General features: G+C 60.5%; 24 protein-coding genes. 16 read left to right on the top strand and 8 right to left on the bottom strand.

Annotation, left to right across the window (positions count from 1 at the left end; translation table 11 throughout):
- Positions 1-145: 145 nt before the first annotated feature.
- From QRN61_RS21915 to aotJ, 6 genes are all read left to right on the top strand, one after another.
- On the top strand, positions 146-1222 hold the full coding sequence (locus tag QRN61_RS21915; RefSeq protein ID WP_430962668.1) for a polysaccharide deacetylase family protein: 1077 nt from the start codon (positions 146-148) through the stop codon (positions 1220-1222).
- Between the two features lie 337 nt (positions 1223-1559).
- The gene (locus tag QRN61_RS21910; RefSeq protein ID WP_027610931.1) at positions 1560-2954 is read left to right on the top strand and encodes a PhoH family protein; all 1395 of its coding nucleotides are present in this window, start codon (positions 1560-1562) and stop codon (positions 2952-2954) included.
- A 239-nt stretch (positions 2955-3193) separates the two neighbouring features.
- Complete coding sequence (gene moaC, locus QRN61_RS21905; RefSeq protein WP_027610932.1) at positions 3194-3667, top strand: cyclic pyranopterin monophosphate synthase MoaC; 474 nt, start codon at positions 3194-3196, stop codon at positions 3665-3667.
- A complete protein-coding gene (gene moaD, locus QRN61_RS21900; protein ID WP_097086317.1) occupies positions 3664-3906 on the top strand; it encodes a molybdopterin converting factor subunit 1 in 243 nt (80 codons plus the stop codon). Before moaC ends, moaD begins: the two co-directional genes overlap by 4 nt.
- Before the next feature lie 3 nt (positions 3907-3909).
- The gene (moaE, locus tag QRN61_RS21895) at positions 3910-4362 is read left to right on the top strand and encodes a molybdopterin synthase catalytic subunit MoaE (protein WP_103369086.1); all 453 of its coding nucleotides are present in this window, start codon (positions 3910-3912) and stop codon (positions 4360-4362) included.
- Between the two features lie 273 nt (positions 4363-4635).
- The gene (gene aotJ, locus QRN61_RS21890) at positions 4636-5412 is read left to right on the top strand and encodes an L-arginine-binding protein AotJ (protein ID WP_027610934.1); all 777 of its coding nucleotides are present in this window, start codon (positions 4636-4638) and stop codon (positions 5410-5412) included.
- Between the two features lie 124 nt (positions 5413-5536).
- Here the strand turns inward: aotJ and QRN61_RS21885 are convergent, their stop codons facing one another.
- From QRN61_RS21885 to QRN61_RS21865, 5 genes are all read right to left on the bottom strand, one after another.
- The gene (locus QRN61_RS21885) at positions 5537-6163 is read right to left on the bottom strand and encodes a helix-turn-helix transcriptional regulator (RefSeq protein ID WP_103369084.1); all 627 of its coding nucleotides are present in this window, start codon (positions 6161-6163) and stop codon (positions 5537-5539) included.
- A gap of 92 nt (positions 6164-6255) precedes the next feature.
- Positions 6256-7383, bottom strand: a complete 1128-nt coding sequence (locus tag QRN61_RS21880; RefSeq protein ID WP_097086319.1) for an NAD(P)/FAD-dependent oxidoreductase — start codon at positions 7381-7383, stop codon at positions 6256-6258.
- Positions 7384-7535: 152 nt separating this feature from the next.
- Positions 7536-8480: an ornithine cyclodeaminase family protein gene (locus QRN61_RS21875; protein WP_097086322.1), complete on the bottom strand. Its 945-nt coding sequence runs from the start codon at positions 8478-8480 to the stop codon at positions 7536-7538.
- A gap of 137 nt (positions 8481-8617) precedes the next feature.
- Positions 8618-10090: an ATP-dependent RNA helicase RhlB gene (gene rhlB, locus QRN61_RS21870; RefSeq protein ID WP_285375449.1), complete on the bottom strand. Its 1473-nt coding sequence runs from the start codon at positions 10088-10090 to the stop codon at positions 8618-8620.
- A gap of 96 nt (positions 10091-10186) precedes the next feature.
- Positions 10187-10843 carry an alpha/beta hydrolase gene (locus QRN61_RS21865; protein WP_285375448.1) on the bottom strand — a complete coding sequence of 219 codons (657 nt, stop codon included), beginning with the start codon at positions 10841-10843 and terminating at the stop codon, positions 10187-10189.
- A gap of 468 nt (positions 10844-11311) precedes the next feature.
- Here QRN61_RS21865 and QRN61_RS21860 point away from each other — a divergent pair, with 468 nt between their 5' ends.
- From QRN61_RS21860 to QRN61_RS21820, 9 genes are all read left to right on the top strand, one after another.
- Positions 11312-12343, top strand: coding sequence for an amino acid ABC transporter substrate-binding protein (locus tag QRN61_RS21860; protein WP_007965188.1), 1032 nt, complete (start codon positions 11312-11314; stop codon positions 12341-12343).
- A 65-nt stretch (positions 12344-12408) separates the two neighbouring features.
- Positions 12409-13590: an amino acid ABC transporter permease gene (locus QRN61_RS21855; RefSeq protein ID WP_097086328.1), complete on the top strand. Its 1182-nt coding sequence runs from the start codon at positions 12409-12411 to the stop codon at positions 13588-13590.
- Positions 13591-13600: 10 nt separating this feature from the next.
- Positions 13601-14698, top strand: a complete 1098-nt coding sequence (locus tag QRN61_RS21850; RefSeq protein WP_007965184.1) for an amino acid ABC transporter permease — start codon at positions 13601-13603, stop codon at positions 14696-14698.
- 13 nt (positions 14699-14711) lie between these two features.
- Positions 14712-15476 (top strand): amino acid ABC transporter ATP-binding protein, encoded by a 765-nt coding sequence (locus QRN61_RS21845; protein ID WP_003221897.1) that lies wholly within the window; start codon positions 14712-14714, stop codon positions 15474-15476.
- A 136-nt stretch (positions 15477-15612) separates the two neighbouring features.
- Positions 15613-16272, top strand: coding sequence for a FadR/GntR family transcriptional regulator (locus QRN61_RS21840; protein WP_285375447.1), 660 nt, complete (start codon positions 15613-15615; stop codon positions 16270-16272).
- The gene (locus tag QRN61_RS21835; protein WP_285375446.1) at positions 16262-17548 is read left to right on the top strand and encodes a CynX/NimT family MFS transporter; all 1287 of its coding nucleotides are present in this window, start codon (positions 16262-16264) and stop codon (positions 17546-17548) included. Before QRN61_RS21840 ends, QRN61_RS21835 begins: the two co-directional genes overlap by 11 nt.
- A 204-nt stretch (positions 17549-17752) precedes the next feature.
- On the top strand, positions 17753-18223 hold the full coding sequence (locus QRN61_RS21830) for a nuclear transport factor 2 family protein (RefSeq protein ID WP_027610944.1): 471 nt from the start codon (positions 17753-17755) through the stop codon (positions 18221-18223).
- A gap of 39 nt (positions 18224-18262) precedes the next feature.
- A complete protein-coding gene (locus QRN61_RS21825) occupies positions 18263-18565 on the top strand; it encodes a GIY-YIG nuclease family protein (RefSeq protein ID WP_115988155.1) in 303 nt (100 codons plus the stop codon).
- Between the two features lie 84 nt (positions 18566-18649).
- Positions 18650-19585 (top strand): glutathione S-transferase family protein, encoded by a 936-nt coding sequence (locus QRN61_RS21820; protein WP_183785812.1) that lies wholly within the window; start codon positions 18650-18652, stop codon positions 19583-19585.
- Between the two features lie 158 nt (positions 19586-19743).
- Here the strand turns inward: QRN61_RS21820 and QRN61_RS21815 are convergent, their stop codons facing one another.
- Together QRN61_RS21815 and yejK are read right to left on the bottom strand one after the other, a co-directional pair.
- Complete coding sequence (locus QRN61_RS21815) at positions 19744-20094, bottom strand: glutaredoxin family protein (RefSeq protein ID WP_115988153.1); 351 nt, start codon at positions 20092-20094, stop codon at positions 19744-19746.
- Positions 20094-21098 (bottom strand): nucleoid-associated protein YejK, encoded by a 1005-nt coding sequence (gene yejK / locus QRN61_RS21810; protein ID WP_095138266.1) that lies wholly within the window; start codon positions 21096-21098, stop codon positions 20094-20096. The genes QRN61_RS21815 and yejK overlap by 1 nt, the downstream gene beginning before the upstream one ends.
- Before the next feature lie 395 nt (positions 21099-21493).
- On the opposite strand from yejK, the gene QRN61_RS21805 reads away from it, so the two are divergent.
- Positions 21494-21775, top strand: a complete 282-nt coding sequence (locus QRN61_RS21805) for an HU family DNA-binding protein (RefSeq protein WP_003221909.1) — start codon at positions 21494-21496, stop codon at positions 21773-21775.
- Between the two features lie 191 nt (positions 21776-21966).
- Here the strand turns inward: QRN61_RS21805 and rlmF are convergent, their stop codons facing one another.
- Positions 21967-22986: a 23S rRNA (adenine(1618)-N(6))-methyltransferase RlmF gene (rlmF, locus tag QRN61_RS21800; RefSeq protein WP_285375445.1), complete on the bottom strand. Its 1020-nt coding sequence runs from the start codon at positions 22984-22986 to the stop codon at positions 21967-21969.
- Positions 22987-23097 lie beyond the last annotated feature (111 nt).

Below are 23097 nucleotides of genomic sequence, written 5' to 3'. Positions count from 1 at the left end.
GCGAGCAGGCTCGCTCCCACAGGAGATAGGTGTTGCTGCTGGGAATCGTGCGGGATCAGCTATAGTGCCGCGCGGGTTTGGTTATGGAGACACCCCTTTGCGCATTGTTCTTTTATTCACCGCGTGGCTGTTGAGCTTCGGGGCCATGGCGGCGCCGGGCGATGTGGCGACGCTGGATCGCAGCACCTGGCCGGAGCAACTGAGCAGCCCGACGCTGTTCGACGTCGCCTCGCGCGCGGAAATCCTCATGTTCGCCCGGGGCCTGCTCGGCACCGAGGCGCTGGACGAGGCCGCGCTGGCCCAGCGCCTTGGGCTGCGCACGGTCAACGTCGACGCGATCAGCCACCTGCGGCAGCGGCTCTGGGAACGTCTGTTGGCCAACTACAACTTCGCCCAGCAGAGCTGCGATCAGGATGCCTCGTTCTGCTTCCTCGTCGAAGACCTCTCGACCCTGCGCGAGCAGGCCGCCAAGTTCGTGGTCAGCGACGACAGCTATTACACCAAGTGGGCCGAGCCGAGCCGGTTGTTTCATCTGCAGTATCTGGACGAGCTGATGCGCAAGGCCGCGCTGTCACCGCAAACCAGCAGCGAAGTCGATCAATTCGGCGACTACGAGCGCAATGGCGACGAGATGCACGATCGACTGTTTCTGCTGAGCTTCGACAGCGCCGCCAATCTGCAGCCGGACAACACCGACTGGATTGCCGACTATCTGCGCAAATCCAATCTCAGCGGCACGTTCTTCCTGTTGGGCAAGGATGTTCAGGCGCGTCTGGCCGATCACTCGGTGAGCAATCTGCAATCGGAGTTCTCGAAACAGTGTGTCGGCGTGCAGGGTTGGGAGTTCCGTTCCCACAGCTATTGGCAGGACTGGCAGGACTCGGTGCGCCGCAGCGCCGATCTGGTGAAGAACAAGTTGCCGGAAAACTACGTGCCGCTGTTCCGTCCGCCGGAGGGGCAGCGTCGCTCTGATGCTGGCAGTTTCTTCCGCAATCAGGGCCTGCAAGTGGCGCTGTGGGACATCGATGCCCAGGATGGTGCCGGCAAGCTCAAGGGCGCGCAGAGCGCGCAGCGGGTGCTGACCCTGATGCTGCTGTGGCGTCACGGGGTGATCAATTTCAACATGAAACAGGATGCGGTGAAGACCGCGTTGCCGTGGCTGATCACGCAAACTGCACAAAGCGGCATCGGCTTTGAAGACTGTCAGGACGGGTTTCGCTGACAAACGGCAAAAGCCCGGAAACATTAGGCTTGGGGCGATTTTTCTAGAGAATTCGATGCAGGCGGACTTCCGACTTTAGCGGGGTCTGGACGGTCCGCCAAGGGCTTTTCGTCACTCTGCAAAATAAACTTAAAAAAACCGTCAAAGTGCTTTTTTATGTCATGGGTTTTGGAGTATTACGAAGACAGACCGCCGAAACCTGCAACACAGGTGGCGTCTTCCAAGACTCCTTTTGTGTGCAGTTCATCCAGGCCCTCGTGGATGGATTCGGCAGTCACTTCGAGGCGCAGCACCGCCCAGGTATTGCGTCGAATGGCTCCCACAAAGGTGACCGAGTATGGATGATCACGGACGTAGCCCTTCTTCCAACCAGCCAATCCTTTATGTACTCGATACCAACGTATTGATTCACGATCCAAATGCCCTGCTGAATTTCGAAGAACACCACGTCGCGATCCCGATGACCGTGCTCGAAGAGCTGGACAAGCTCAAGAGCGGCCATCACAGCGTTGCTGCCGAATGCCGCCAGGCGATCCGGCTGATCGACAAGACACTGGGCGATGCCTCCCCCGAGGACGTTGAACTGGGTGTGCCGATCCAGCGCGGCAAGGGCGGGCCAAAGGGCTTGCTGTCAATTCTGATGAGCAAACAGGCCGAATCGAACCTGATTCTGCCCGAGCATCTGAACGACAACAAAATCATCAACCAGTTGATCGACCTGCACACCCGTGATCCGAAGAAGGCCGTGGTGCTGGTCACCAAAGACATCAACATGCGCCTCAAGGCGCGCGCCTGCGGGATCGATGCCGAGGACTACAGCACCGACCAGTTGGTCGATGACGTGTCCCTGCTGCCCAACGGCTACCACAACATGACCGGCTCCTTCTGGGACCGCGTCAGCAAAGTCGAAACCCGTCAGGATCACGGCCGCACCTGGCATCAGGTGCAGTTGATCGACAACCTGCCGGCGGTGCACATCAACGAGTTCATCATTGACGAACAAGGCTTTGTCGGCTGGATCAAGGAAATCCAGGAAGACAAACTGCTGATCCTCGACCTGCATCAGGAACCGCTGCTGCATCAGGAAGCCTGGGGTCTCAAACCGCGCGACATCTATCAGAGCCTGGCGCTGTATGCGTTGCTGGATCCGGACATTCACCTGGTCAACCTGTCGGGTGCCGCCGGCTCCGGTAAAACCATTCTGGCGCTGGCTGCGGCGATCGAGCAGACCATGGTCAGCAAACGCTATCGCCGCATTATCGCGACCCGCAGCGTGCAGGGCCTGGACCAGGAAATCGGCTTCCTGCCGGGTACTGAAGCGGAAAAAATGGAGCCTTGGCTGGGCGCCATCACTGACAACCTCGAAGCCTTGCACATGGATGACGAAAACACCCATGGCAGCGTCGATTACATCCTCAGCAAAGTGCCGTTGCAGTTCAAATCGCTCAACTACATTCGTGGTCGCAGCTTCCAGCAGAGCCTGATCCTGATCGACGAATGCCAGAACCTCACGCCGCACCAGATGAAAACCATCATCACCCGGGCCGGCGCCGGTTCCAAAGTGGTGTGCCTGGGCAACCTCGCACAGATCGATACCCCTTACCTGTCCGCGACCAGCTCCGGGCTGACCTACCTGACCGAACGCTTCAAGGATTTCCCCAACGGGGTGCACATCACCCTGCAAGGGGTGCCGCGCTCGATTCTGGCCGAATACGCCGAATCGCATTTGTAACCCTTCCAACAAAACCGGGCGGCCGCAATGCCGCCCGGTTTTTTATGGATAAACACAAGGCCATTGTAGGAGTGAGCCTGCTCGCGATAGCGGTGTGACATTCAGCATGAGTGTCGACTGATACACCGCTATCGCGAGCAGGCTCACTCCTACAGGGGATTTGCGGGGCAACAGTAATCTCACTCGCAGATATTTGACCCACAGGTTTACAATCCCTGCTCCTGATCAGGAGTAATCCCGTGCTGACTCATCTCGATTCCCAAGGTCGCGCCAACATGGTCGACGTCACCGAAAAAGCCGTGACGTTCCGTGAGGCGACGGCCCAAGCGCTGGTGCGCATGCTCCCCGAAACCCTGCAGATGATCGTCAGCGGAGGCCATCCCAAGGGCGACGTGTTTGCCGTGGCGCGCATTGCCGGCATTCAGGCGGCGAAGAAAACCAGTGATCTGATCCCGCTGTGCCATCCGCTGATGCTCACCGGGGTCAAGGTTGAACTCAGCGCTGAAGGTGACGACAGTGTGCGCATCGTCGCCCGCTGCAAGCTGTCAGGGCAGACCGGCGTGGAGATGGAAGCACTGACCGCTGCCAGCGTCGCCGCACTGACCATCTATGACATGTGCAAAGCGGTGGATCGCGGCATGATCATCGAAAGCGTGCGTCTGCTGGAGAAGGTCGGCGGCAAGAGCGGGCATTTTCAGGCGGAGCAGCCATGAAGCTGACGGTTAAATTCTTTGCCCGTTATCGTGAAGCACTGGGCGTGGACTCGGTGGAGGTCGAAGGCGATTTCGCCACGGTCGACACTGTGCGTGCGCTGCTCGCGCAACGCCAGGGTGCCGAAGTGCTGAGCGAACAGAACCTGATGTGCGCGCGCAACGAAGACCTGTGCCAGCTCGACGAGCCGGTGAGCGATGGCGACGAAGTGGCATTTTTCCCCACCGTGACCGGAGGCTGAGGCATGGCGATTCGGGTGCAGTCCATGGCGTTCGATCCCGGCGCTGAAGTCAACGCGATGCACGCGGCCAACGTCGGCGTTGGCGCGGTGGTAAGTTTTGTCGGCTACGTGCGCGACTTCAATGATGGGCTGGATGTGGCGGGGATGTTCCTTGAGCATTATCCGGGCATGACCGAAAAAGCCCTCGGCAAGATCGCCGTCGAGGCCGAGCAGCGCTGGCCGCTGCTGAAGCTGGAAGTGCTGCACCGCATCGGCGCGCTGGAGCCTGGCGAGCCGATTGTGTTTGTCGGTGCGGCCAGTGCCCATCGCCAGGCGGCGTTCGACGCCTGCGCTTTCGTCATGGACTACCTGAAAACCCGCGCGCCGTTCTGGAAGAAAGAAAACACCAGTGACGGCCCGCGCTGGGTCGAGGGGCGTGACAGTGATCATGCCGCTGCGGATCGCTGGAAGAAGTAATTACTGCATCGCCCTCTAGTCAGCCATCGCTGGCAAGCCAGCTCCCACAGTGTTTTGTGTCGTGCGCATATTTTATGTCCACCACTGAACCGTGTGGGAGCTGGCTTGCCAGCGATGAGGCCATCTGCAACACCAAAACCTTTCTTTCCTCTAATTGACGATTTGTACACATGAGTCCAATATGGATTTATAAGTACAAAAAAGACATATCCCCCCGTTCCAGCTCTTTTCTTCTGTCTTGCCAAACCAACAACAACCCGCGAGAGAACGAACATGAAGAAACTCCCCCTGATCACCGGTCTGGCCCTGAGCCTGTTGGCGTGCACCAGCTCGTTTGCCGCCGAGAAAACCTTGCGCATCGGCATCGAGGCCGCTTATCCACCGTTCGCTTCGAAAACCGACAAGGGTGAAATCGTCGGTTTCGACTACGACATCGGCAACGCCCTGTGCGCGCAGATGAAGGTCAAATGCGTGTGGGTCGAGGGTGAGTTCGATGGCCTGATCCCTTCGCTGAAAGTGAAGAAAATCGACATGGCGCTGTCGTCGATGACCATCAACGAAGACCGCAAGAAGTCGGTGGATTTCACCCACAAGTACTACTTCACGTCGTCGCGACTGGTGATGAAGGAAGGCGCTACGGTCGATGATCAATACGCCAGCCTCAAGGGCAAGACCGTCGGCGTGCAGCGCGCCACCACCACCGATCGTTATGCTACCGAGGTGTTCGAACCGAAGGGCATCAACGTCAAGCGCTACGGCAATAACGAAGAAATCTACATGGACCTGGCGGCCGGGCGGCTCGATGCGATTTTCGCCGACACCATCCCGCTGAACGATTTCCTGTCGATGCCACGCGGCAAGGGCTATGCGTTTGTCGGGCCGGAGCTGAAGGATCCGAAGTACGTGGGCGAAGGCGCGGGGATTGCGGTGCGCAAGGGCAATACCGAGCTGGTCAGCGAATTGAACACGGCCATCGACGGGATTCGGGCGAGTGGCGAGTATCAGAAGATTTCCCAGAAGTACTTCAAGTCTGACATTTACGGCGACTGACAGCCCGCTATCGCTGGCAAGCCAGCTCCCACAGTGACCGAGTCGTGCACAGATTTTGTGTACACCAAAAAAACTGTGGGAGCTGGCTTGCCAGCGATGGGGCCGGAAATGCCAATGCAGATCTTCAGCCCTTCAATTCCTTCAAATGCTTGTACACCGTCGCCCGCCCCATGTTCAGCACATTGGCCACATAGTTCGAGGCACTCTTGCCCTTGAACGCGCCTTCGGCGTGCAGGGCCAGCACCAGTTCGCGCTTGTGATCGCGGGTCAGCAGATTCAGGCTCAGTTGCCGCTCGCGCAGCCAGGCGTGGAGGAAGGTGTTGATGCGTTCCTGCCAGTCATCGCGAAACAGTGAATCCGGCTGCGGGATCAGTTTGCTCGGCGACAGGAACAGATCCAGCGCAGCCTTGGCATTCTCAAACAACGAAATATTCAGGTTGATGCACAGCACCGCCAGTGGCCGCTCTTCACCGTCGCGCAGCACGGTGCTCAGGCTGCGGATTTTCTGGCCGTCCCAATTGAGCTTTTCGTACGGGCCGATGTTGCGCTCGCTGACCTCCTCGCTGAGCATGTCTTCAAGCGATGAATCGTCGCCGATCTCGCGCTTGGACAGGTTGTTGGCGATGTAGTCGACCTTCTGCGTGCGCAGGTCGTGCAGCACCACCTCGGCGTGGGGAAAGAACAGCGTGGCGATGGCGTCGGCGATGGCACGGAAGTTATCCAGTGCCGGATCGATTTCGGGGGCGGTCATGATTGTGGAGCTCCAGGCGGCGTCAGCGCCCCCGTGCACGGGGGCGCTGCGAGTGTGCCGCAATCCGTTGGGCGCGTCATCCGCAGGGGCCATCAGCGCAGTCGTGAAGGGGAGAGCATGGCGCTGCTCAGGCCGAACTGCTGCAACGACTCAGGCAACGGCTGACCACGCACCAATGCCGCGCTGGCCTGGCCCATGGCCGGTGAGGTCTGAATACCGTAACCACCCTGTGCCGCGACCCAGAACAGCCCCGGCACCTGCGGATCGAAACCGCTGAGCAGATCACCGTCGGCGACGAAGCTGCGCAGTCCGGCCCAGGTGCGGGTCGGGCGGCGAATGGTCAGGGTCGTAGCCTCTTCGATCTGATAGATGCCCATGGCGATGTCCAGCTCTTCCGGTTGCACGTCATGCGGTTCGACCGGGTCGGCGTTGGCCGGCGAGCCGAGGAACATCCCGGCGTCGGGCTTCATGTAGAACGATTCGTCGAGGCTGACCAGCATCGGCCAGTGATGAATGTCCACGCCCTCGGGGCCGGCGAAAATGAACGCCGCACGGCGTTTCGGTTGCAGGCCCAGCGCCTGGGCGCCAGCCAGCGCGCCGATCTGGTCAGCCCAGGCGCCGGCGGCGTTGATGATGACCGGCGCGCTGAAGGTCTGACCGTTGGTTTGCACCTGCCAGAGGCCAGCGGCGTCGCGCGTCAGGCCCAGCACTTCGCAATCGGTGTGCACCTCGCCGTTGTTGCGGCGGATACCGCGCAGGTAGCCCTGATGCAGGGCGTCGGTGTCGATGTCACTGGCGGTCGGATCGTAGATCGCGCCGTGGACTTTTTCCCGACGCAGGATCGGCAGACGGGCGCAGGCTTCGTCGGCGCTGAGCAGCTGCATTTCTGGCACTGTGGCTTTGGCGCTGAGGTACTGGTTGTTCAGCTCGGCGGCGTCACCGCTGAAGTCCACGGTCATTTCGCCGCGCGGTGTCAGCAATGGGTGCTCGCAAAAGCCGCTCGGCGGATGGTCGAAAAACTCACGGCTGGCCAGTGTCAGCGCGCGCACCTGCGGCGTACCGTAGGCGGCGGTGTACAGCGCGGCAGAACGCCCGGTGGAGTGATAGGCCGGGTGCGATTCACGTTCGAGCACGATCACTTTGGCGTGGGGCGACAGCCAGAAACCGGTGGAAGCGCCGGCAATCCCGCCGCCGATGATGATGAAATCTGCCTGGCTCATGAAAGGTCTCCGGTGTTTACGCAATATCAAGGCGTTCACTAGTCCACTGTGGGAGCGAGCCTGCTCGCGAAAGCGGTGTATCAGTCGACATCTTCGGTGAATGTCAGGCCGCATTCGCGAGCAAGCCCGCTCCCACAATGGGATGTGTGGTGTCAGTTATTTAATTGATAAACCGCATTCGCCAGCGCAATGTCTTCCAGGCCCAGGCCAATTGAACGGAAAAATACGTGACGGTCGTAATCAGGGCGCGGCACTTTCTCGCTGAGCAGGTCGGCGAGGTCACCGACAATCGCAGACTTGTCCCAGCCATGCTGCTCGGTCGCGATCAACATCTCACCGGCCGAGCCCGGCGTGGTCAGCCGATAGTCACAGAACACTTGCATGTCGCCCAGGCTCTGCGGCGGCACCTCATGGGCGCGTGGCGCGTTGGTGCTGATCGAGGTGATCAGCGCCGGTTTGCTCAAGCTGGCCGGGTCGATGACCGGGCCGGCGGACGAGGTGCAGAGCATGATCACGTCCGCGTCTGTGAGGGCGACATCGCGGCTGTCGGCAATCTTCACCCCCGGGTAGATCTCTTTCAGCAGCGCCCGGGTTTCAGCGTCTTCAGACAGGCTCGGCGAATACACGCTGATGTTCTGCCAGTCGCGCAGACCTTTCACGTAATGCAAATGAGCCTGGGCAACCTTGCCGCTGCCGATGATCGCCAGTCGTTGGGCATTCAGCGGGGCGAGGGCATCGACTGCAACGGCGGTGGTCGCTGCAGTGCGTGCGGTGGTCAGCTCGCCGGCATCGCAAAGCAGCAGCGGTTGGCCGGTTTTCATCGACATTAATAGGGTCCACGCTGTCACCAGTGGCCCTTGCTCGCGGACGATGTACGGCGAGGTCTTGACCCCGTACACGCCGTCCTCGGCCAGCACCCCCAGATAATTGATGAAGTCGCCGGCGCCCTGCGGAAACTCCACCAACTGCTGCGCCGGTTGCACGGCGTGGCCGGCGGCGAGGTCGCGGAACAGTTTGCGCAGGATCTGCGGCACGTCGATGCGCGCCAGCAGCTCGCGGGCCTGGGTATGGTCGATCACGTAGGGTGTACTGGACATGTCAGGCTCCACGGTCTGGATGTAAACTAATTTGTCCATTATGGACTTTTAGTTGTCTACCGCAAGCGCCTGTTGAAAACGCCGGGCAAAAAAAAGCGCAGTCCGTTGCCGGCTGCGCTTTTTGCGTTACAGATCGCTTACTGCGGCTGCGGACGCTTGCGTTCAACAGCGCGCAACAGGTGCGTCGGTGGTGTTTCGCAGCTGATCTTGCGACCGAGTTTTTCTTCGATCGACGGCAACTGGTAGGAATCGTCCTCGCCGGCGAAGCTGATCGATACACCGTCGGCGCCCGCGCGACCGGTACGGCCGATGCGGTGTACGTAGTCGTCCGGCACTTCCGGCAGGGTGAAGTTGATCACGTGGCTGATGCCGTCGATGTGGATGCCGCGACCGGCGACATCGGTGGCCACCAGCACGCGGATCTTGCCTTCGCGGAAGCCTTCAAGGGTCTTGATGCGCTTGTGCTGCGGCACGTCGCCGGACAGTTGCGCGGCGTTGATGCCGTCGCGCACCAGGCGCTCTTCGATGCGGCGCACTTCGTCCTTGCGGTTGGCGAAGACGATCACGCGTTCCCAACCGTTGTCGTTGACCAGGTTGTAGAGCAGTTTGTATTTGTCAGCCGCGGCCACCGCATAGATGTGCTGCTCGACGTTTTCGTTGGCCACGTTGGTGACTTCGATTTCAACGATTGCCGGATCGGTGGTCCATTGCTTGGCCAGGTTCATCACGTCTTCGGTGAAGGTCGCGGAGAACAGCAGGGTCTGACGCTCGGACTTCGGCGGGGTCTGGCGAATGATCTGCCGCACTTGCGGGATGAAGCCCATGTCGAGCATGCGGTCGGCTTCGTCCAGCACCATCACTTCGACCATGTCCAGATGCACGTCGCCGCGCTGGTTGAAGTCGAGCAGACGGCCCGGGGTGGCGACGAGGATGTCGCAGTGGCGCGCTTCTAGGTGCTTGAGCTGCTTGTCGAAGTCCATGCCGCCAACGAACGTCATCACGTTGAGGCCGGTGTACTTGGTCAGGTCGGCAGCATCCTTGGCGATCTGCACCACCAGCTCACGGGTCGGCGCGATGATCAGCGCACGGGGTTCACCCATGTAGCGTTCTTTCGGCGGTGGCGTCTGCAACAACTGAGTTATGATCGAGATCAGGAACGCAGCGGTCTTGCCGGTGCCGGTCTGCGCGCGGCCGATGGCATCTTTGCCGGCGAGGGTGAAACCCAGCACCTGCGCCTGGATCGGCGTGCAGTACGGGAAGCCCAGGTCCTGGATGGCGTGCATCAGTTCCGGAGCGAGCTTGAAATCGTGAAAGCGGGTTTTGCCTTCCTGGGGTTCGACAACGAAATCTTCGAGCTTCCAGGGAATGACCGGTGCCTTGGGCTTCGGTTCGCGGCGCGACCGGGGTGGTTTCGGCGCTTCGGCGCGGACCGGTTCGGTGGCGATGGCAGGTTGCGGCTCGGGCTGGGGTGTCGCTACCGGAGCCGGACGTTCAGCCTTGGGCGTATCGCAGCGAGGGCCGGGGGCGTGCGACGGCGCACTGGGGACTGGCGCGAGCTGCTCAGCCTCGCTTTTACCGAACATTTTCTTGAGTGCTTTGAGCACGGTCATCTCATCAATTGGTTAAGGAATGTACGCCGGCCAGTGTAATGCAAGAAACGGGCGCGGCGTAGTGGGATGATCAAAGGGGCGTTCGCGCTGAAACGATCAACGCAGGCGTTCAGCCAGCCAGACGCCGATATCACGAATTTCTTCGGGTAACACTTCGTGCTCCATTGGGTATTCCTGCCATGTCACGGTGACACCATGCTTCACCAAATGCTCATAGGCGCTGCGCCCCATCGAGTTCTGCACCACGCCGTCGAACTGGCCGTGCAGGCACAGCGCAGGAATACGCTGCTGACTGGCTGAAAGCTCCATCTCGTCAGTGAAGGTCGGGGCATAGGTGGAGAGGGCAAGTACGCCACCCAACGGGCCTTGCCACTTTATATAAGCGGTGTGCAAAACGACGGCGCCGCCTTGGGAAAACCCGGCGAGAAAAATCCGCGAAGCGTCTATTCCGCTGGCGCGCTCCTTTTCGATCAATTCAATGATGCGATCCGCCGACGCTTCCAACTGCTCACGGTCAATCGACCGTGCCGGGCTCATGGCCTTTATGTCGTACCAGCTCGGCATCTCGTAACCACCATTGATGGTGACGGGCAGGGTAGGCGCTTGCGGCAATACGAAGCGGGTAGTCAGCAGGCTTTCCTGCAGCGCTTCGGCGACCGGCAAGAAGTCATAGCGGTCCGCGCCGAGGCCGTGCAGCCAGATTACGCAGGCGTCTGCAGGCTTTACGGGTTGAAGAATCAGGGGCTCGGTCATGGCTGCTCCAAAAATGTGCGGGCGCTCTCAATAAGTGCGTGATTGAGGTGCGCGTCCGGTCGATCCGTTAAGAAGATGTCGCAAGGCTACAAGTTTTGCTATTGACCTGTCGCGCAATCGCTTCAGCAAGCGGTGTGGTACGGGCTTTGCTATGGAGGATTCTGTACGAAGCGTCCTACGCCTTGCGGTAACACTATCAGTGTACGTCTTGCGACGGGATTGCAAAGAATCCGGTGATGGATGTTCGCCAATGGCCGCTACGGGCAAAGCGAACGTGAAAGGGCTACAGCCCGTTCGGCCGATTGGTGAGAAGTGAGTTGTCCATGATGTGGATTTTCTCCTACTAGACTCATAGCGAAGGTCTTACGTCGGTTGACCCCAAAAAAAGCCAACACGGGTCAACAACGCCTCAAAAGGGTGCGACTGGACTCAAGCTCCGACACAACAAGAGCAAAACTGGAGGTTTGAATGAAGATGTTGAAATCCACTCTGGCGGTCGTGACTGCAGCAGCAGTACTCGGCGTCAGCGGGTTCGCTCAGGCGGGTGCAACCCTGGATGCCGTGCAGAAGAAAGGTTTCGTGCAATGTGGCGTGAGCGACGGTCTGCCGGGTTTCTCGGTGCCGGACGCTTCGGGCAAGATCCTCGGGATCGACGCTGACGTCTGCCGCGCTGTGGCCGCTGCCGTATTCGGCGACGCCAACAAGGTCAAGTTCAGCCAGTTGAACGCCAAGGAGCGCTTCACCGCGCTGCAGTCCGGCGAAATCGACCTGCTCTCGCGCAACACCACCATGACCAGCTCGCGCGACGCCGGCATGGGCCTGAAATTCCCGGGCTTCATCACTTACTACGACGGCGTGGGCTTCCTGGCCAACAACAAGCTGGGCGTGAAAAGTGCCAAGGAACTGGACGGTGCAACCATCTGCATCCAGGCCGGTACCACCACCGAACTGAACGTGTCCGACTACTTCCGCGCCAACGGCCTGAAGTACACCCCGATCACTTTCGACACCTCCGATGAAAGCGCCAAGTCGCTGGAATCCGGTCGTTGCGACGTGCTGACCTCCGACAAGTCGCAGCTGTACGCACAGCGCAGCAAACTGGCTTCGCCAAAAGACTACGTGGTGCTGCCGGAAACCATTTCCAAAGAACCGCTGGGCCCGGTCGTACGTAACGGCGACGACGAGTGGCTGGCGATCGTTCGCTGGGTTGGCTACGCGCTGCTGAACACTGAAGAAGCCGGCGTGACCTCGAAAAACGTGTTGGAAGAAGCCAAATCCACCAAGAACCCGGACGTCGCCCGTCTGCTGGGTGCTGACGGTGAATACGGCAAAGACCTGAAACTGCCGAAGGACTGGGTTGTGAAAATCGTTTCGCAGGTCGGTAACTACGGTGAAATCTTCGAGAAAAACCTCGGCAAGAGCACTCCGCTGGAAATCGACCGTGGCCTGAACGCGCTGTGGACCAACGGCGGCATTCAGTACGCACCACCAGTGCGCTAATGGTTCTATCACCCGGCGGGCCAACCGCCGGGTGATGTTCTGTTCCATTTCTTCCGGGGCACTTCATGCAAAATTCAATCGGCGCACCAAAGCAGAGGCTCAGCCTCAGCGATCCGCGAGTGCGTGCGTGGCTGTTTCAGATCATCACCGTCGTGGCGGTGGTCGCCATGGGCTGGTATCTGTTCGATAACACCCAGACCAACCTGCAGCACCGGGGCATCACCTCCGGTTTCGACTTTCTGGAGCGCAGTGCCGGGTTCGGCATCGCTCAGCACCTGATCTCCTACACCGAAGCGGACAGTTACGCTCGGGTGTTCGTGATCGGCCTGCTCAACACCCTGTTGGTGACCTTCATCGGCGTGATCCTGGCGACCCTGCTGGGCTTCATCATCGGTGTGGCGCGGCTGTCGCCGAACTGGATCATCAGCAAACTGGCGACCGTGTACGTGGAAGTGTTCCGCAACATTCCGCCGCTGCTGCAGATCCTGTTCTGGTACTTCGCGGTATTCCTGACCATGCCGGGACCGCGCAACAGCCACAACTTCGGCGACACCTTCTTCGTCAGCAGCCGTGGCCTGAACATGCCGGCCGCGCAAATGGCTGACGGCTTCTGGGCGTTCTTCATCAGCGTGGTGCTGGCCATCGTCGCCATCGTGCTGATGTGCCGCTGGGCCAACAAGCGTTTTGAAGACACCGGCGTACCGTTTCACAAGTTCTGGACCGGCCTGGCGATCCTGCTGGTGATCCCGACCTTGTGCGCGCTGATCTTCGGTGCCCCCCTGCACTGGGAAATGCCGCAACTCAAGGGTTTCAACTTCGTCGGCGGCTGGGTGCTGATCCCGGAACTGCTGGCGTTGACCCTGGCGCTGACCGTGTACACCGCCGCGTTCATCGCGGAAATCGTCCGTTCGGGGATCAAGTCGGTCAGCCATGGCCAGACCGAAGCGGCGCGTTCGCTCGGCCTGCGCAACGGCCCGACCCTGCGCAAGGTGATCATTCCGCAAGCCCTGCGGGTGATCATTCCGCCACTGACCAGCCAATACCTGAACCTGGCGAAGAACTCGTCGCTGGCCGCCGGTATCGGTTATCCGGAAATGGTTTCGCTGTTCGCCGGCACCGTGCTCAACCAGACCGGTCAGGCCATCGAAGTCATTGCCATCACCATGAGCGTGTACCTGGCGATCAGTATCAGCATTTCCCTGCTGATGAACTGGTACAACAAGCGCATTGCGCTGATCGAGCGGTGAGGAAACGCGCATGACAACCCATACTTTCAAACCCGACATGCCACCGCCGGCCAAGGTCTTCGGCCCGATGGCATGGATACGCGCGAACATGTTTTCCAGCTGGCTCAACACCCTGCTGACCCTGTTTGCGTTTTATCTGATCTACCTTGTGGTCCCACCGATCCTCAGCTGGGCGATTCTCGATGCCAACTGGGTCGGCACCACCCGCGCCGACTGCACCAAGGACGGCGCCTGCTGGGTGTTCATTCAGCAGCGTTTCGGCCAGTTCATGTACGGCTACTACCCGACCGGCCTGCGCTGGCGCGTCGACCTGACCGTGTGGCTGGCGGTGATCGGCGTGGCACCGCTGTTCATCTCGCGCTTCCCGCGTAAAGCGGTGTACGGTCTGAGCTTCCTGGTGATCTACCCGATTGTCGCCTGGTGCCTGCTGCACGGTGGCGTGTTCGGCCTCGACGCCGTGGCGACCAGCCAGTGGGGCGGTCTGATGCTGACCCTGGTCATCGCCACCGTGGGTATCGCCGGCGCCTTGCCGCTGGGGATCATTCTGGCGCTGGGCCGGCGCTCGAACATGCCGGCGATTCGTGTGGTCTGCGTGACCTTCATCGAGTTCTGGCGCGGCGTGCCGTTGATCACCGTGCTGTTCATGTCCTCGGTGATGCTGCCGCTGTTCCTGCCCGAAGGCATGAACTTCGACAAGCTGCTGCGGGCGCTGATCGGGGTGATCCTGTTCCAGTCGGCCTACGTTGCCGAAGTGGTGCGCGGCGGTCTGCAAGCGATCCCCAAAGGTCAGTACGAAGCGGCAGCGGCGATGGGCCTCGGTTACTGGCGCGCCATGGGCCTGGTGATTCTGCCGCAAGCCTTGAAGCTGGTAATCCCCGGCATCGTCAACACGTTTATTGCGCTGTTCAAGGACACCAGCCTGGTGATCATCATCGGCCTGTTCGACCTGCTCAACAGCGTCAAGCAAGCCGCTGCCGACCCGAAATGGCTGGGCATGGCCACCGAAGGCTACGTGTTCGCCGCCCTGGTGTTCTGGATTTTCTGTTTTGGTATGTCGCGCTATTCCATGCATCTGGAACGCAAGCTCGACACTGGCCACAAGCGTTAGGAGTTCTCTGTAAATGAGCGAAGCAATCAAAAAGCCTGTCGGCCCTGAAGGCATTATCCAGATGCAGGGCGTGAACAAGTGGTACGGCCAGTTCCACGTGCTGAAAGACATCAACCTCAACGTCAAACAGGGCGAGCGCATCGTCCTGTGCGGCCCGTCGGGTTCGGGCAAATCGACCACCATCCGCTGCCTCAACCGTCTGGAAGAGCACCAGCAGGGCCGCATCGTCGTCGATGGCGTGGAGCTGACCAACGACCTCAAGCAGATCGAAGCGATCCGCCGCGAAGTCGGCATGGTGTTCCAGCACTTCAACCTGTTCCCGCACCTGACCATCCTGCAGAACTGCACGCTGGCGCCGATGTGGGTGCGCAAGATGCCCAAGCGCAAGGCCGAGGAAATCGCCATGCATTATCTGGAGCGCGTACGCATTCCGGAGCAGGCGCATAAATTCCCGGGGCAACTGTCCGGCGGTCAGCAACAGCGTGTGGCGATTGCCCGCGCGCTGTGCATGAAACCGAAAATCATGCTGTTCGACGAACCGACCTCGGCCCTCGACCCGGAGATGGTCAAAGAGGTGCTGGACACCATGATCGGCCTCGCCGAAGACGGCATGACCATGCTCTGCGTGACCCACGAAATGGGCTTCGCCCGCACCGTGGCCAACCGGGTGATCTTCATGGACAAGGGCGAAATCGTCGAACAGGCGGCGCCGAACGACTTCTTCGACAACCCGCAGAATGACCGTACCAAGCTGTTCCTGAGCCAGATCCTGCATTGATCGAAATCAGCCAGTGAAATAAACCCGGACCTGTTCCGGGTTTTTTTTTGCCCGCGATTTGCCCCTTGTGCCGATTCGGCTGCCTGACTACCATGTCAGGAAATTCATCCTATGATTGGATGAAAGGGCAAATTCAATGACAGACATCTCACCTTTGATCAAACGATCCCTGGTCGATCAGGCTCTGGATCAGTTGCGTCAGCGCATCAGCGATGGCGTGTGGCAGGTCGGCGAACGGCTGCCGACCGAGCCTGAGTTGTGCGCCGAACTGGGCATCAGCCGCAACACGGTGCGCGAAGCCATGCGCGTGCTGGCGTTTTCCGGGTTGATCGAAATCCGGCAGGGCGACGGCAGTTATCTGCGCGCAGTGGTCGATCCGATGGACACGCTCAAGGCGTTATCACGCTGCTCGCTGGAGCAGGCGCGCGAGACCCGGCACATCCTCGAAGTCGAAGCGATTGGCCTGGCCGCGTTGCGTCGCACCGATGAAGATCTCGCCGCGCTGCGCGAAGCGCTCGGCACCAGCGGCAGCCACTACCACGGCGATCTCGACACTTACATTGCCTGCGATCTGGTGTTCCACCGCCGTCTGGTGGACGCCGCGCACAACCCCACCCTCAGCGAGTTGTATCGCTATTTCTCCAGCATCGTCGGCGCGCAATTGCGCCAGACGCTGAACATCGTCCCGCGCCGTCAGGAAGTGTTCGACCTGCACATCGAGTTGCTCGATGCGGTCGAACAACGCGACCCGGAACGGGCCAAAGCCATATCGAGGCAGTTGATCAATGAACCTTGAAAGCGATAAAAACCTCCCAATCCCCAAGCGCACGGCGGAGCTCGAAGAGCTACTGATCGACGCCGAGGCCGATGACGAGCAAGTGCAGCAAAGCCATCCGCTGGTGCGCCGGCCGTGGCTGTTGTTGCTGGGGCTGATTCTGGTGGCGCTGAACCTGCGCCCGGCGCTGTCGAGCATGGCGCCGCTGCTCAGCGAAGTGTCGAAAAGCCTTGGCCTGTCTGCGGCTCAGGCCGGTCTGCTGACCACGTTGCCGGTGTTGTGCCTGGGCTTGTTTGCGCCGCTGGCGCCGATTCTGGCGCGGCGTTTCGGCGCTGAACGGGTGGTGTTGGGGATTCTGCTGACCCTGGCCGCCGGGATTATTGTGCGCAGCAACTTCGGTGAGATCGGGCTGTTTGCAGGCAGCGTGCTTGGCGGTGCGAGCATCGGCATTATCGGCGTGCTGCTGCCGGGCATCGTCAAACGCGACTTCGCCAAACACGCCGGGACCATGACCGGCGTCTACACCATGGCCCTGTGCCTGGGCGCGGCAATGGCAGCGGGTTCCACCGTGCCGTTGAGCGAACACTTCGACCACAGCTGGGCACTGGGCCTGGGCTTCTGGGTAATTCCGGCGCTGGTGGCGGCGTTGTTCTGGCTGCCGCAAGTCGGGCAGAAACACGGCGCGCACAATGTCGCCTATCGAGTGCGTGGGCTGCTGCGCGATCCGCTGGCGTGGCAAGTGACCTTGTACATGGGCCTGCAATCGTCGCTGGCGTACATCGTGTTCGGCTGGTTGCCGTCGATTCTGATCGGCCGCGGCCTGACTCCGACCCAGGCCGGCCTGGTGCTGTCCGGTTCGGTGATCATCCAGCTCGCCAGTTCGCTGGCTGCGCCGTGGCTGGCGACCCGTGGCAAGGACCAGCGCCTGGCGATCGTGGTGGTGATGGCGCTGACCCTCGGTGGTCTGTTCGGTTGCCTGTATGCGCCGATTGAAGGCCTGTGGGGCTGGGCGATTCTGTTGGGTCTGGGGCAGGGCGGTACGTTCAGCCTGGCGCTGACCCTGATCGTGCTGCGCTCGCGGGATTCGCATGTGGCGGCGAACCTGTCGAGCATGTCCCAGGGCTTCGGCTACACCTTGGCGTCGATGGGACCGTTCGCGGTCGGCGTGGTGCATGACTGGACCGGCGGCTGGAATGCGGTGGGCTGGATCTTCGGCATCATTGGCACCGGTGCGATCATTGCCGGGCTGGGTGCCGGCCGGGCGTTGTACGTGCAAGTGCAAAGCGAAAAGATCTGACACGGTTCAACTTGTAGGAGTGAGCCTGCTCGCGATAACGGTGTGTCGGTCAACATTGCGCTGACTGATACACCGCTATCGCGAGCAGGCTCACTCCTACAGTGGTTCTGTGTGTTGCTGATATTCGGTGCACGAATGCCGATAGTGTTTCTTCGATTTGCAGCTTATCGTGCTGGCAATCTGTCCATTTCCCGGAGTTTGCCCATGAGCGAAGCCCACGCCGCCCTGATCACCCGCTTCTACCAGGCCTTCCAGCGCCTCGACGCCGAGGCCATGGCCGCCTGCTATACCGACGATGTGGTGTTCAGCGATCCGGCCTTCGGTGAACTGCGCGGGCGCGATGCCGGCGACATGTGGCGCATGCTCACCACCCGCGCCAAGGACTTCTCCCTGACTTTCGACAATGTCCGCGCCGACGAGCGCAGCGGCGGCGCGCACTGGGTGGCGACTTACCTGTTCAGCCAGACCGGCAACGTGGTAATCAACGATATCCAGGCGCGCTTCGTCTTTCGCGACGGCAAGATCTGCGAGCACCACGATCACTTCGACCTGTGGCGCTGGTCGCGGCAGGCGTTGGGCTTCAAAGGCCTGCTGCTCGGCTGGACTCCGCTGGTGCGCAACGCGGTCCGGGCGCAGGCGCTGAAAGGTCTGAAGGCATTTCAGGCTACTCGCTGATAAGATCGCGGCCTGTTTCCTACACATCCAGATCCCGAAGTGACCAGCCTCAGCAAAAAACCGGTTGAAGTCGTCGAGCCAGCGAGCAAGTCCTGGTTCGTCTACCTCGTGCGCGCGGCCAACGGTTCGCTGTACTGCGGGATCAGCGACGACCCGGTGCGCCGCTTCGCCAAGCATCAAAGCGGCAAGGGCGCACGCTTCTTCCTGTCCAGCCCGGCGATGGCGCTGGTCTACACCGAGCGTTGCCGCGACAAGAGCGACGCGTTGCGTCAGGAACGGCTGATCAAAAAACTGCGCAAGAGCGCCAAGGAATGCCTGGTCGCGTCTTATCAATCTGACTGATTGGTTCTCATCAGGCAGATCTGTAGGCTGCTAATCAAATGCACGCTAAGCTGCGGACTCACTTTCTGTGCGGCGGAGCCGAGCATGTCCGAGTTGATTCTGCATCATTACCCGACCTCTCCATTTGCCGAAAAGGCTCGTCTGCTGTTGGGCTTCAAAGGCTTGTCGTGGCGCTCGGTGCACATTTCGCCGGTGATGCCCAAGCCGGATCTGACCGCGCTGACTGGCGGCTACCGCAAGACCCCGGTGTTGCAGATCGGCGCCGACATCTATTGCGACACATCGTTGATTGCCCGTCGTCTGGAGCAGGAAAAAGCCCTGCCGGCGTTTTTCCCGGAAGGCCAGGAAATGACCAGCGCCAGCTTCGCCGCTTGGGCCGATTCGGTGGTGTTCCAGCATGCGGTCAGCCTGGTGTTCCAGCCGGAATCGGTCGCGGTGCGCTTCGGCAAGTTGCCGCCGGAAGCGATCAAGGCCTTTATCGCTGACCGTGCCGGGCTGTTCAGTGGAGGCAGCGCCACGCGACTGTCGGCCGAACAGGCCAAGCATCAATGGCCAACGATCATGGCGCGGCTGGAGCAGCAATTGCAGCGCGAGCAGGGCGACTTCCTGTTCGGTGAGCCGTCGATTGCCGACTTCGCCCTGGCGCATCCGCTGTGGTTCCTCAAGGCGACGCACGTCACTGCGCCGTTGGTCGATGAATATCCGGCCGTGACTGCCTGGCTGGGCCGTGTGCTGGGCTTTGGTCATGGTGCCGCGAGCGAAATGACTGCCGAGGAGGCGCTGGAAGTGGCGCGCAGTTCGACGCCGGCGGCGCTGCCGGATGAGCAGTTTGTCGATCCGAACGGTTTCAAGGCCGGGCAGCAGGTGGCGATTGCCGCGACAGATTACGGGGTTGATCCGGTGGTGGGTGAGTTGCTGTTTGCTGGCCGCGAAGAGCTGATCCTGCGCCGTGAAGACCCGCGTGGCGGCGTGGTGCATGTGCACTTCCCGCGCTTTGGTTTCCGCATCGAAGCCCGCTGATCAGCAAGCGGCCTTTGCTTGGGGGGCAATTGTGGTGAGGGGATTTATCCCCGATGGGGCGCGAAGCGCCCCCAAAAAACTGCACGCCCTACCAAGCAGATTTTGCGACGGCTTCGCCGCCGATCGGGGATAAATCCCCTCACCACAGAGGAGTTGTGTTATTTCAGGGCGGCGAGGATCTCGTCCGGGTCGAACCCGCGAATCAACGTGCCATTCACGTCGATCAGCGGAATCCCGCGTCCACCCAGCGCCTCATACGCCTTGCGCGCCTCGGCGTTCTTCTCGATATCGAATTCCTTGAAAGGAATCCCCTTGCTGTCGAGAAAGCGTTTGGTCTGCTTGCAGTAGCCGCACCAGTCGGTGGCATACAGCACGACATGGGCCTGCGCCCGCGTCTGCTCAGAGACCATCTGCGATGGGTTGAACACCCGCTCGATCTTGCCCCAGTTCTGATAGACCACGACCACCAGCAGAACCAGCGCAACCTTCTTCAGCACATTACCGAGCATCAGTTGCGGCGCTTGAGCTGATCGGTGAGCGAGGTTGGCAGGCCCTTGATGATCAAGGTGCCGGCCTCCTCGTCGTACTCGATCTTCGAACCCAGCAGGTGCGCTTCAAAGCTGATCGACAGGCCTTCGGCGCGGCCGGTGAAGCGGCGGAACTGGTTAAGGGTGCGTTTGTCCGCCGGAATCTCCGGCGACAGACCGTAGTCCTTGTTGCGGATGTGGTCGTAAAAGGCTTTCGGGCGTTCTTCATCGATCAGCTCCGACAGCTCTTCCAGGCCCATCGGCTCGCCGAGCTTGGCCTGACTGCTGGCGTAATCGACCAGGGTCTTGGTTTTCTCGCGGGCGGAGTCTTCCGGCAGGTCTTCGCTTTCGACGAAGTCGCTGAAGGCCTTGAGCAGCGTGCGCGTCTCGCCCGGGCCATCGACGCCTTCCTGGCAGCCGATGAAGTCGCGGAAGTATTCCGAAACCTTCTTGCCGTTCTTGCCCTTGATGAACGAGATGTACTGCTTGGACTGCTTGTTGTTCTGCCACTCGGAGACGTTGATCCGCGCCGCCAGATGCAGCTGGCCGAGGTCCAGGTGACGCGACGGCGTCACGTCGAGCTCATCGGTCACCGCCACGCCTTCGCTGTGGTGCAGCAGGGCGATCGCCAGGTAGTCGGTCATGCCCTGCTGATAGTGAGCGAACAGCACGTGGCCGCCGACCGACAGGTTCGACTCTTCCATCAGCTTCTGCAGGTGCTCTACCGCAACCCTGCTGAACGCGGCGAAGTCTTTGCCACCGTCCATGTATTCCTTCAGCCAGCCGCTGAACGGGAACGCACCGGATTCCGGATGGAACAGGCCCCAGGCTTTGCCCTGTTTGGCATTGTAGCTCTCGTTGAGGTCGGCGAGCATGTTCTCGATGGCCGCGGACTCAGCCAGTTCGGAGTCACGGGCGTGCAGAACTGCGGGCGTGCCGTCGGGTTTTTTGTCGATCAGGTGGACGATGCAATGACGGATCGGCATGGGCTTCTCGGCTGGTGGAAGGGAGGAGGGCAGGCTCCCCCGAAAAAGCGCCCAGTGTACCGCAACCACTGGTTTTGGCGCGGGGTGAAGGGCAAATCCAGGGCGGGTGGGTGCCCTTATGCAGTTTTTTACCGATTTAGAGCAATAAAGCTGACCAAATGGGTAGCTAGAGGCGGATATTTCCCCGTCTCTGTGCTAGTTTTGCCCGGTCTTACGCGAAGTCACTGCGTTAAGCGTGCAATCAGCATTTGTCAGGTCGAACCAAACCCTGATTTCGGCATCTATAACCCGACTCGTCGTGGTTATCGCCGAGGGTGCCAGATCCAGAAGATCGGGCTCGATGGCTGACACTGCACTCTGCAATCCATATGAATTTGATAGGGAAGGAACACTACATGGCTCTTACTAAAGACCAACTGATCGCCGACATCGCTGAAGCTATCGACGCGCCGAAAACCACCGCGCGTAACGCTCTGGACCAACTGGGCCAAATCGTTGCCGATCAGCTGGAAAACGGCGGCGAAATCACCTTGCCAGGTATCGGCAAGCTGAAAGTGACCGAGCGTCCTGCCCGCACTGGCCGTAACCCTTCGACTGGCGCTGCCATCGAAATCCCTGCCAAGAAAGTGATCAAGCTGGTTGTGGCCAAAGGCCTTACCGACGCTGTGAACAAGTAAGACGCAGCGATAAAAAAACCGTGCACCGGAGCGATCCGGGCACGGTTTTTTTGTGCCTGCGATTTGGCGGCGCCACGCAATCCAATGTGGGAGCGAGCCTGCTCGCGAAAGCGCTGTGTCAGTCAATAATGAAGTTAACTGACACGCCGCCTTCGCGAGCAGGCTCGCTCCCACAGGTGATCAGCAGTGTCTCAGCGCGTCCAGCGCTCGCGCCGCCAGATCTGCTGCTCGGATTTGGTCTGGAAGGTCCAGGCCACGAAGCGGCTCTGCTTCTGCCCTTGCGACATCTCCACCACCTGGCTTTCCAGCACGCCGGCCTTCTTCAGCGCGGTTTCGATGGCGGGCAGGTTCGAGGCTTTCGACACCAGCGTGCTGAACCACAGCACCTTGTGCTGGAAGTTCGCGCTTTCGGCGATCAGTTGGGTCACGAAACGCGCTTCACCGCCTTCACACCACAGCTCGGCGGACTGGCCACCGAAGTTCAGCACCGGCAGCTTGCGTTTCGGATCGGCCTTGCCCAGTGCGCGCCATTTGCGCTCGCTGCCCTTGGTCGCTTCCTCCATCGAAGCGTGGAACGGCGGGTTGCACATGGTCAGGTCGAAGCGCTCGCCCGGCTCCAGCAGACCAATCAGGATGTGCTTGCGGTTTTCCTGCTGGCGCAGCTGGATCACCTTGTTCAGCCCGTTGGACTGGACGATGGCTCGGGCGGCAGCCACGGCGGTCGGATCGATTTCCGAACCGAGGAAGTGCCAGCGGTATTCGCTGTTACCGATCAGCGGATACACGCAGTTGGCACCCATGCCGATGTCCAGCACGTTGACGATTGCACCGCGCGGGACCTTGCCGTCATTCATGCTCGCCAGCAGGTCGGCGAGGAAGTGCACGTAATCGGCCCGGCCCGGGACCGGTGGGCACAGATAGTCTGCCGGAATGTCCCAATGCTCGATGCCATAGAACGCCTTGAGCAGCGCCCGGTTGAACACGCGCACCGCGTCGGGGCTGGCGAAGTCGATGCTTTCCTTGCCGTACGGGTTGGTGATCACGAATTTCGCCAGTTCCGGCGTGGTCTTGATCAGCGCCGGGAAGTCGTAGCGACCCTGGTGGCGATTGCGCGGGTGCAGGCTGGCCTTTTCACGCGGCTCGACGGCTTTGGCCGGGGTCGCGGCATCAGGCTTCTTGCGCGCAGGTTTGGGTGTGCGGGGGGCGTTCATGGGTGTGATCGATTCGGGTATGGCTGAAAGTGGCGGGTATTGTCCCACATCTAAAGGCAACACCGTTCAAACTGTGGGAGCGGGCTTGCTCGCGAAAGTGGTGTGTCCACC

The organism is Pseudomonas sp. lyk4-TYG-107 (assembly GCF_030209055.1).
GTDB lineage: Bacteria > Pseudomonadota > Gammaproteobacteria > Pseudomonadales > Pseudomonadaceae > Aquipseudomonas > Aquipseudomonas putida_A.
Note: the sequence above shows the minus strand (reverse complement) of the source record. Positions and strands in the feature narration are given on the sequence as shown.

Coding starts and splice junctions, on each gene's coding strand:
- QRN61_RS21915 (WP_430962668.1), top strand. CDS start 146: ATGGCGGCGCCGGGCGATGTGGCGACGCTGGATCGCAGCACCTGGCCG.
- QRN61_RS21910 (WP_027610931.1), top strand. CDS start 1,560: ATGGATGATCACGGACGTAGCCCTTCTTCCAACCAGCCAATCCTTTAT.
- moaD (WP_097086317.1), top strand. CDS start 3,664: ATGAAGCTGACGGTTAAATTCTTTGCCCGTTATCGTGAAGCACTGGGC.
- moaE (WP_103369086.1), top strand. CDS start 3,910: ATGGCGATTCGGGTGCAGTCCATGGCGTTCGATCCCGGCGCTGAAGTC.
- aotJ (WP_027610934.1), top strand. CDS start 4,636: ATGAAGAAACTCCCCCTGATCACCGGTCTGGCCCTGAGCCTGTTGGCG.
- QRN61_RS21885 (WP_103369084.1), bottom strand. CDS start 6,163: ATGACCGCCCCCGAAATCGATCCGGCACTGGATAACTTCCGTGCCATC.
- QRN61_RS21880 (WP_097086319.1), bottom strand. CDS start 7,383: ATGAGCCAGGCAGATTTCATCATCATCGGCGGCGGGATTGCCGGCGCT.
- QRN61_RS21875 (WP_097086322.1), bottom strand. CDS start 8,480: ATGTCCAGTACACCCTACGTGATCGACCATACCCAGGCCCGCGAGCTG.
- rhlB (WP_285375449.1), bottom strand. CDS start 10,090: ATGACCGTGCTCAAAGCACTCAAGAAAATGTTCGGTAAAAGCGAGGCT.
- QRN61_RS21865 (WP_285375448.1), bottom strand. CDS start 10,843: ATGACCGAGCCCCTGATTCTTCAACCCGTAAAGCCTGCAGACGCCTGC.
- QRN61_RS21860 (WP_007965188.1), top strand. CDS start 11,312: ATGAAGATGTTGAAATCCACTCTGGCGGTCGTGACTGCAGCAGCAGTA.
- QRN61_RS21855 (WP_097086328.1), top strand. CDS start 12,409: ATGCAAAATTCAATCGGCGCACCAAAGCAGAGGCTCAGCCTCAGCGAT.
- QRN61_RS21850 (WP_007965184.1), top strand. CDS start 13,601: ATGACAACCCATACTTTCAAACCCGACATGCCACCGCCGGCCAAGGTC.
- QRN61_RS21845 (WP_003221897.1), top strand. CDS start 14,712: ATGAGCGAAGCAATCAAAAAGCCTGTCGGCCCTGAAGGCATTATCCAG.
- QRN61_RS21840 (WP_285375447.1), top strand. CDS start 15,613: ATGACAGACATCTCACCTTTGATCAAACGATCCCTGGTCGATCAGGCT.
- QRN61_RS21835 (WP_285375446.1), top strand. CDS start 16,262: ATGAACCTTGAAAGCGATAAAAACCTCCCAATCCCCAAGCGCACGGCG.
- QRN61_RS21830 (WP_027610944.1), top strand. CDS start 17,753: ATGAGCGAAGCCCACGCCGCCCTGATCACCCGCTTCTACCAGGCCTTC.
- QRN61_RS21820 (WP_183785812.1), top strand. CDS start 18,650: ATGTCCGAGTTGATTCTGCATCATTACCCGACCTCTCCATTTGCCGAA.
- QRN61_RS21815 (WP_115988153.1), bottom strand. CDS start 20,094: ATGCTCGGTAATGTGCTGAAGAAGGTTGCGCTGGTTCTGCTGGTGGTC.
- yejK (WP_095138266.1), bottom strand. CDS start 21,098: ATGCCGATCCGTCATTGCATCGTCCACCTGATCGACAAAAAACCCGAC.
- QRN61_RS21805 (WP_003221909.1), top strand. CDS start 21,494: ATGGCTCTTACTAAAGACCAACTGATCGCCGACATCGCTGAAGCTATC.
- rlmF (WP_285375445.1), bottom strand. CDS start 22,986: ATGAACGCCCCCCGCACACCCAAACCTGCGCGCAAGAAGCCTGATGCC.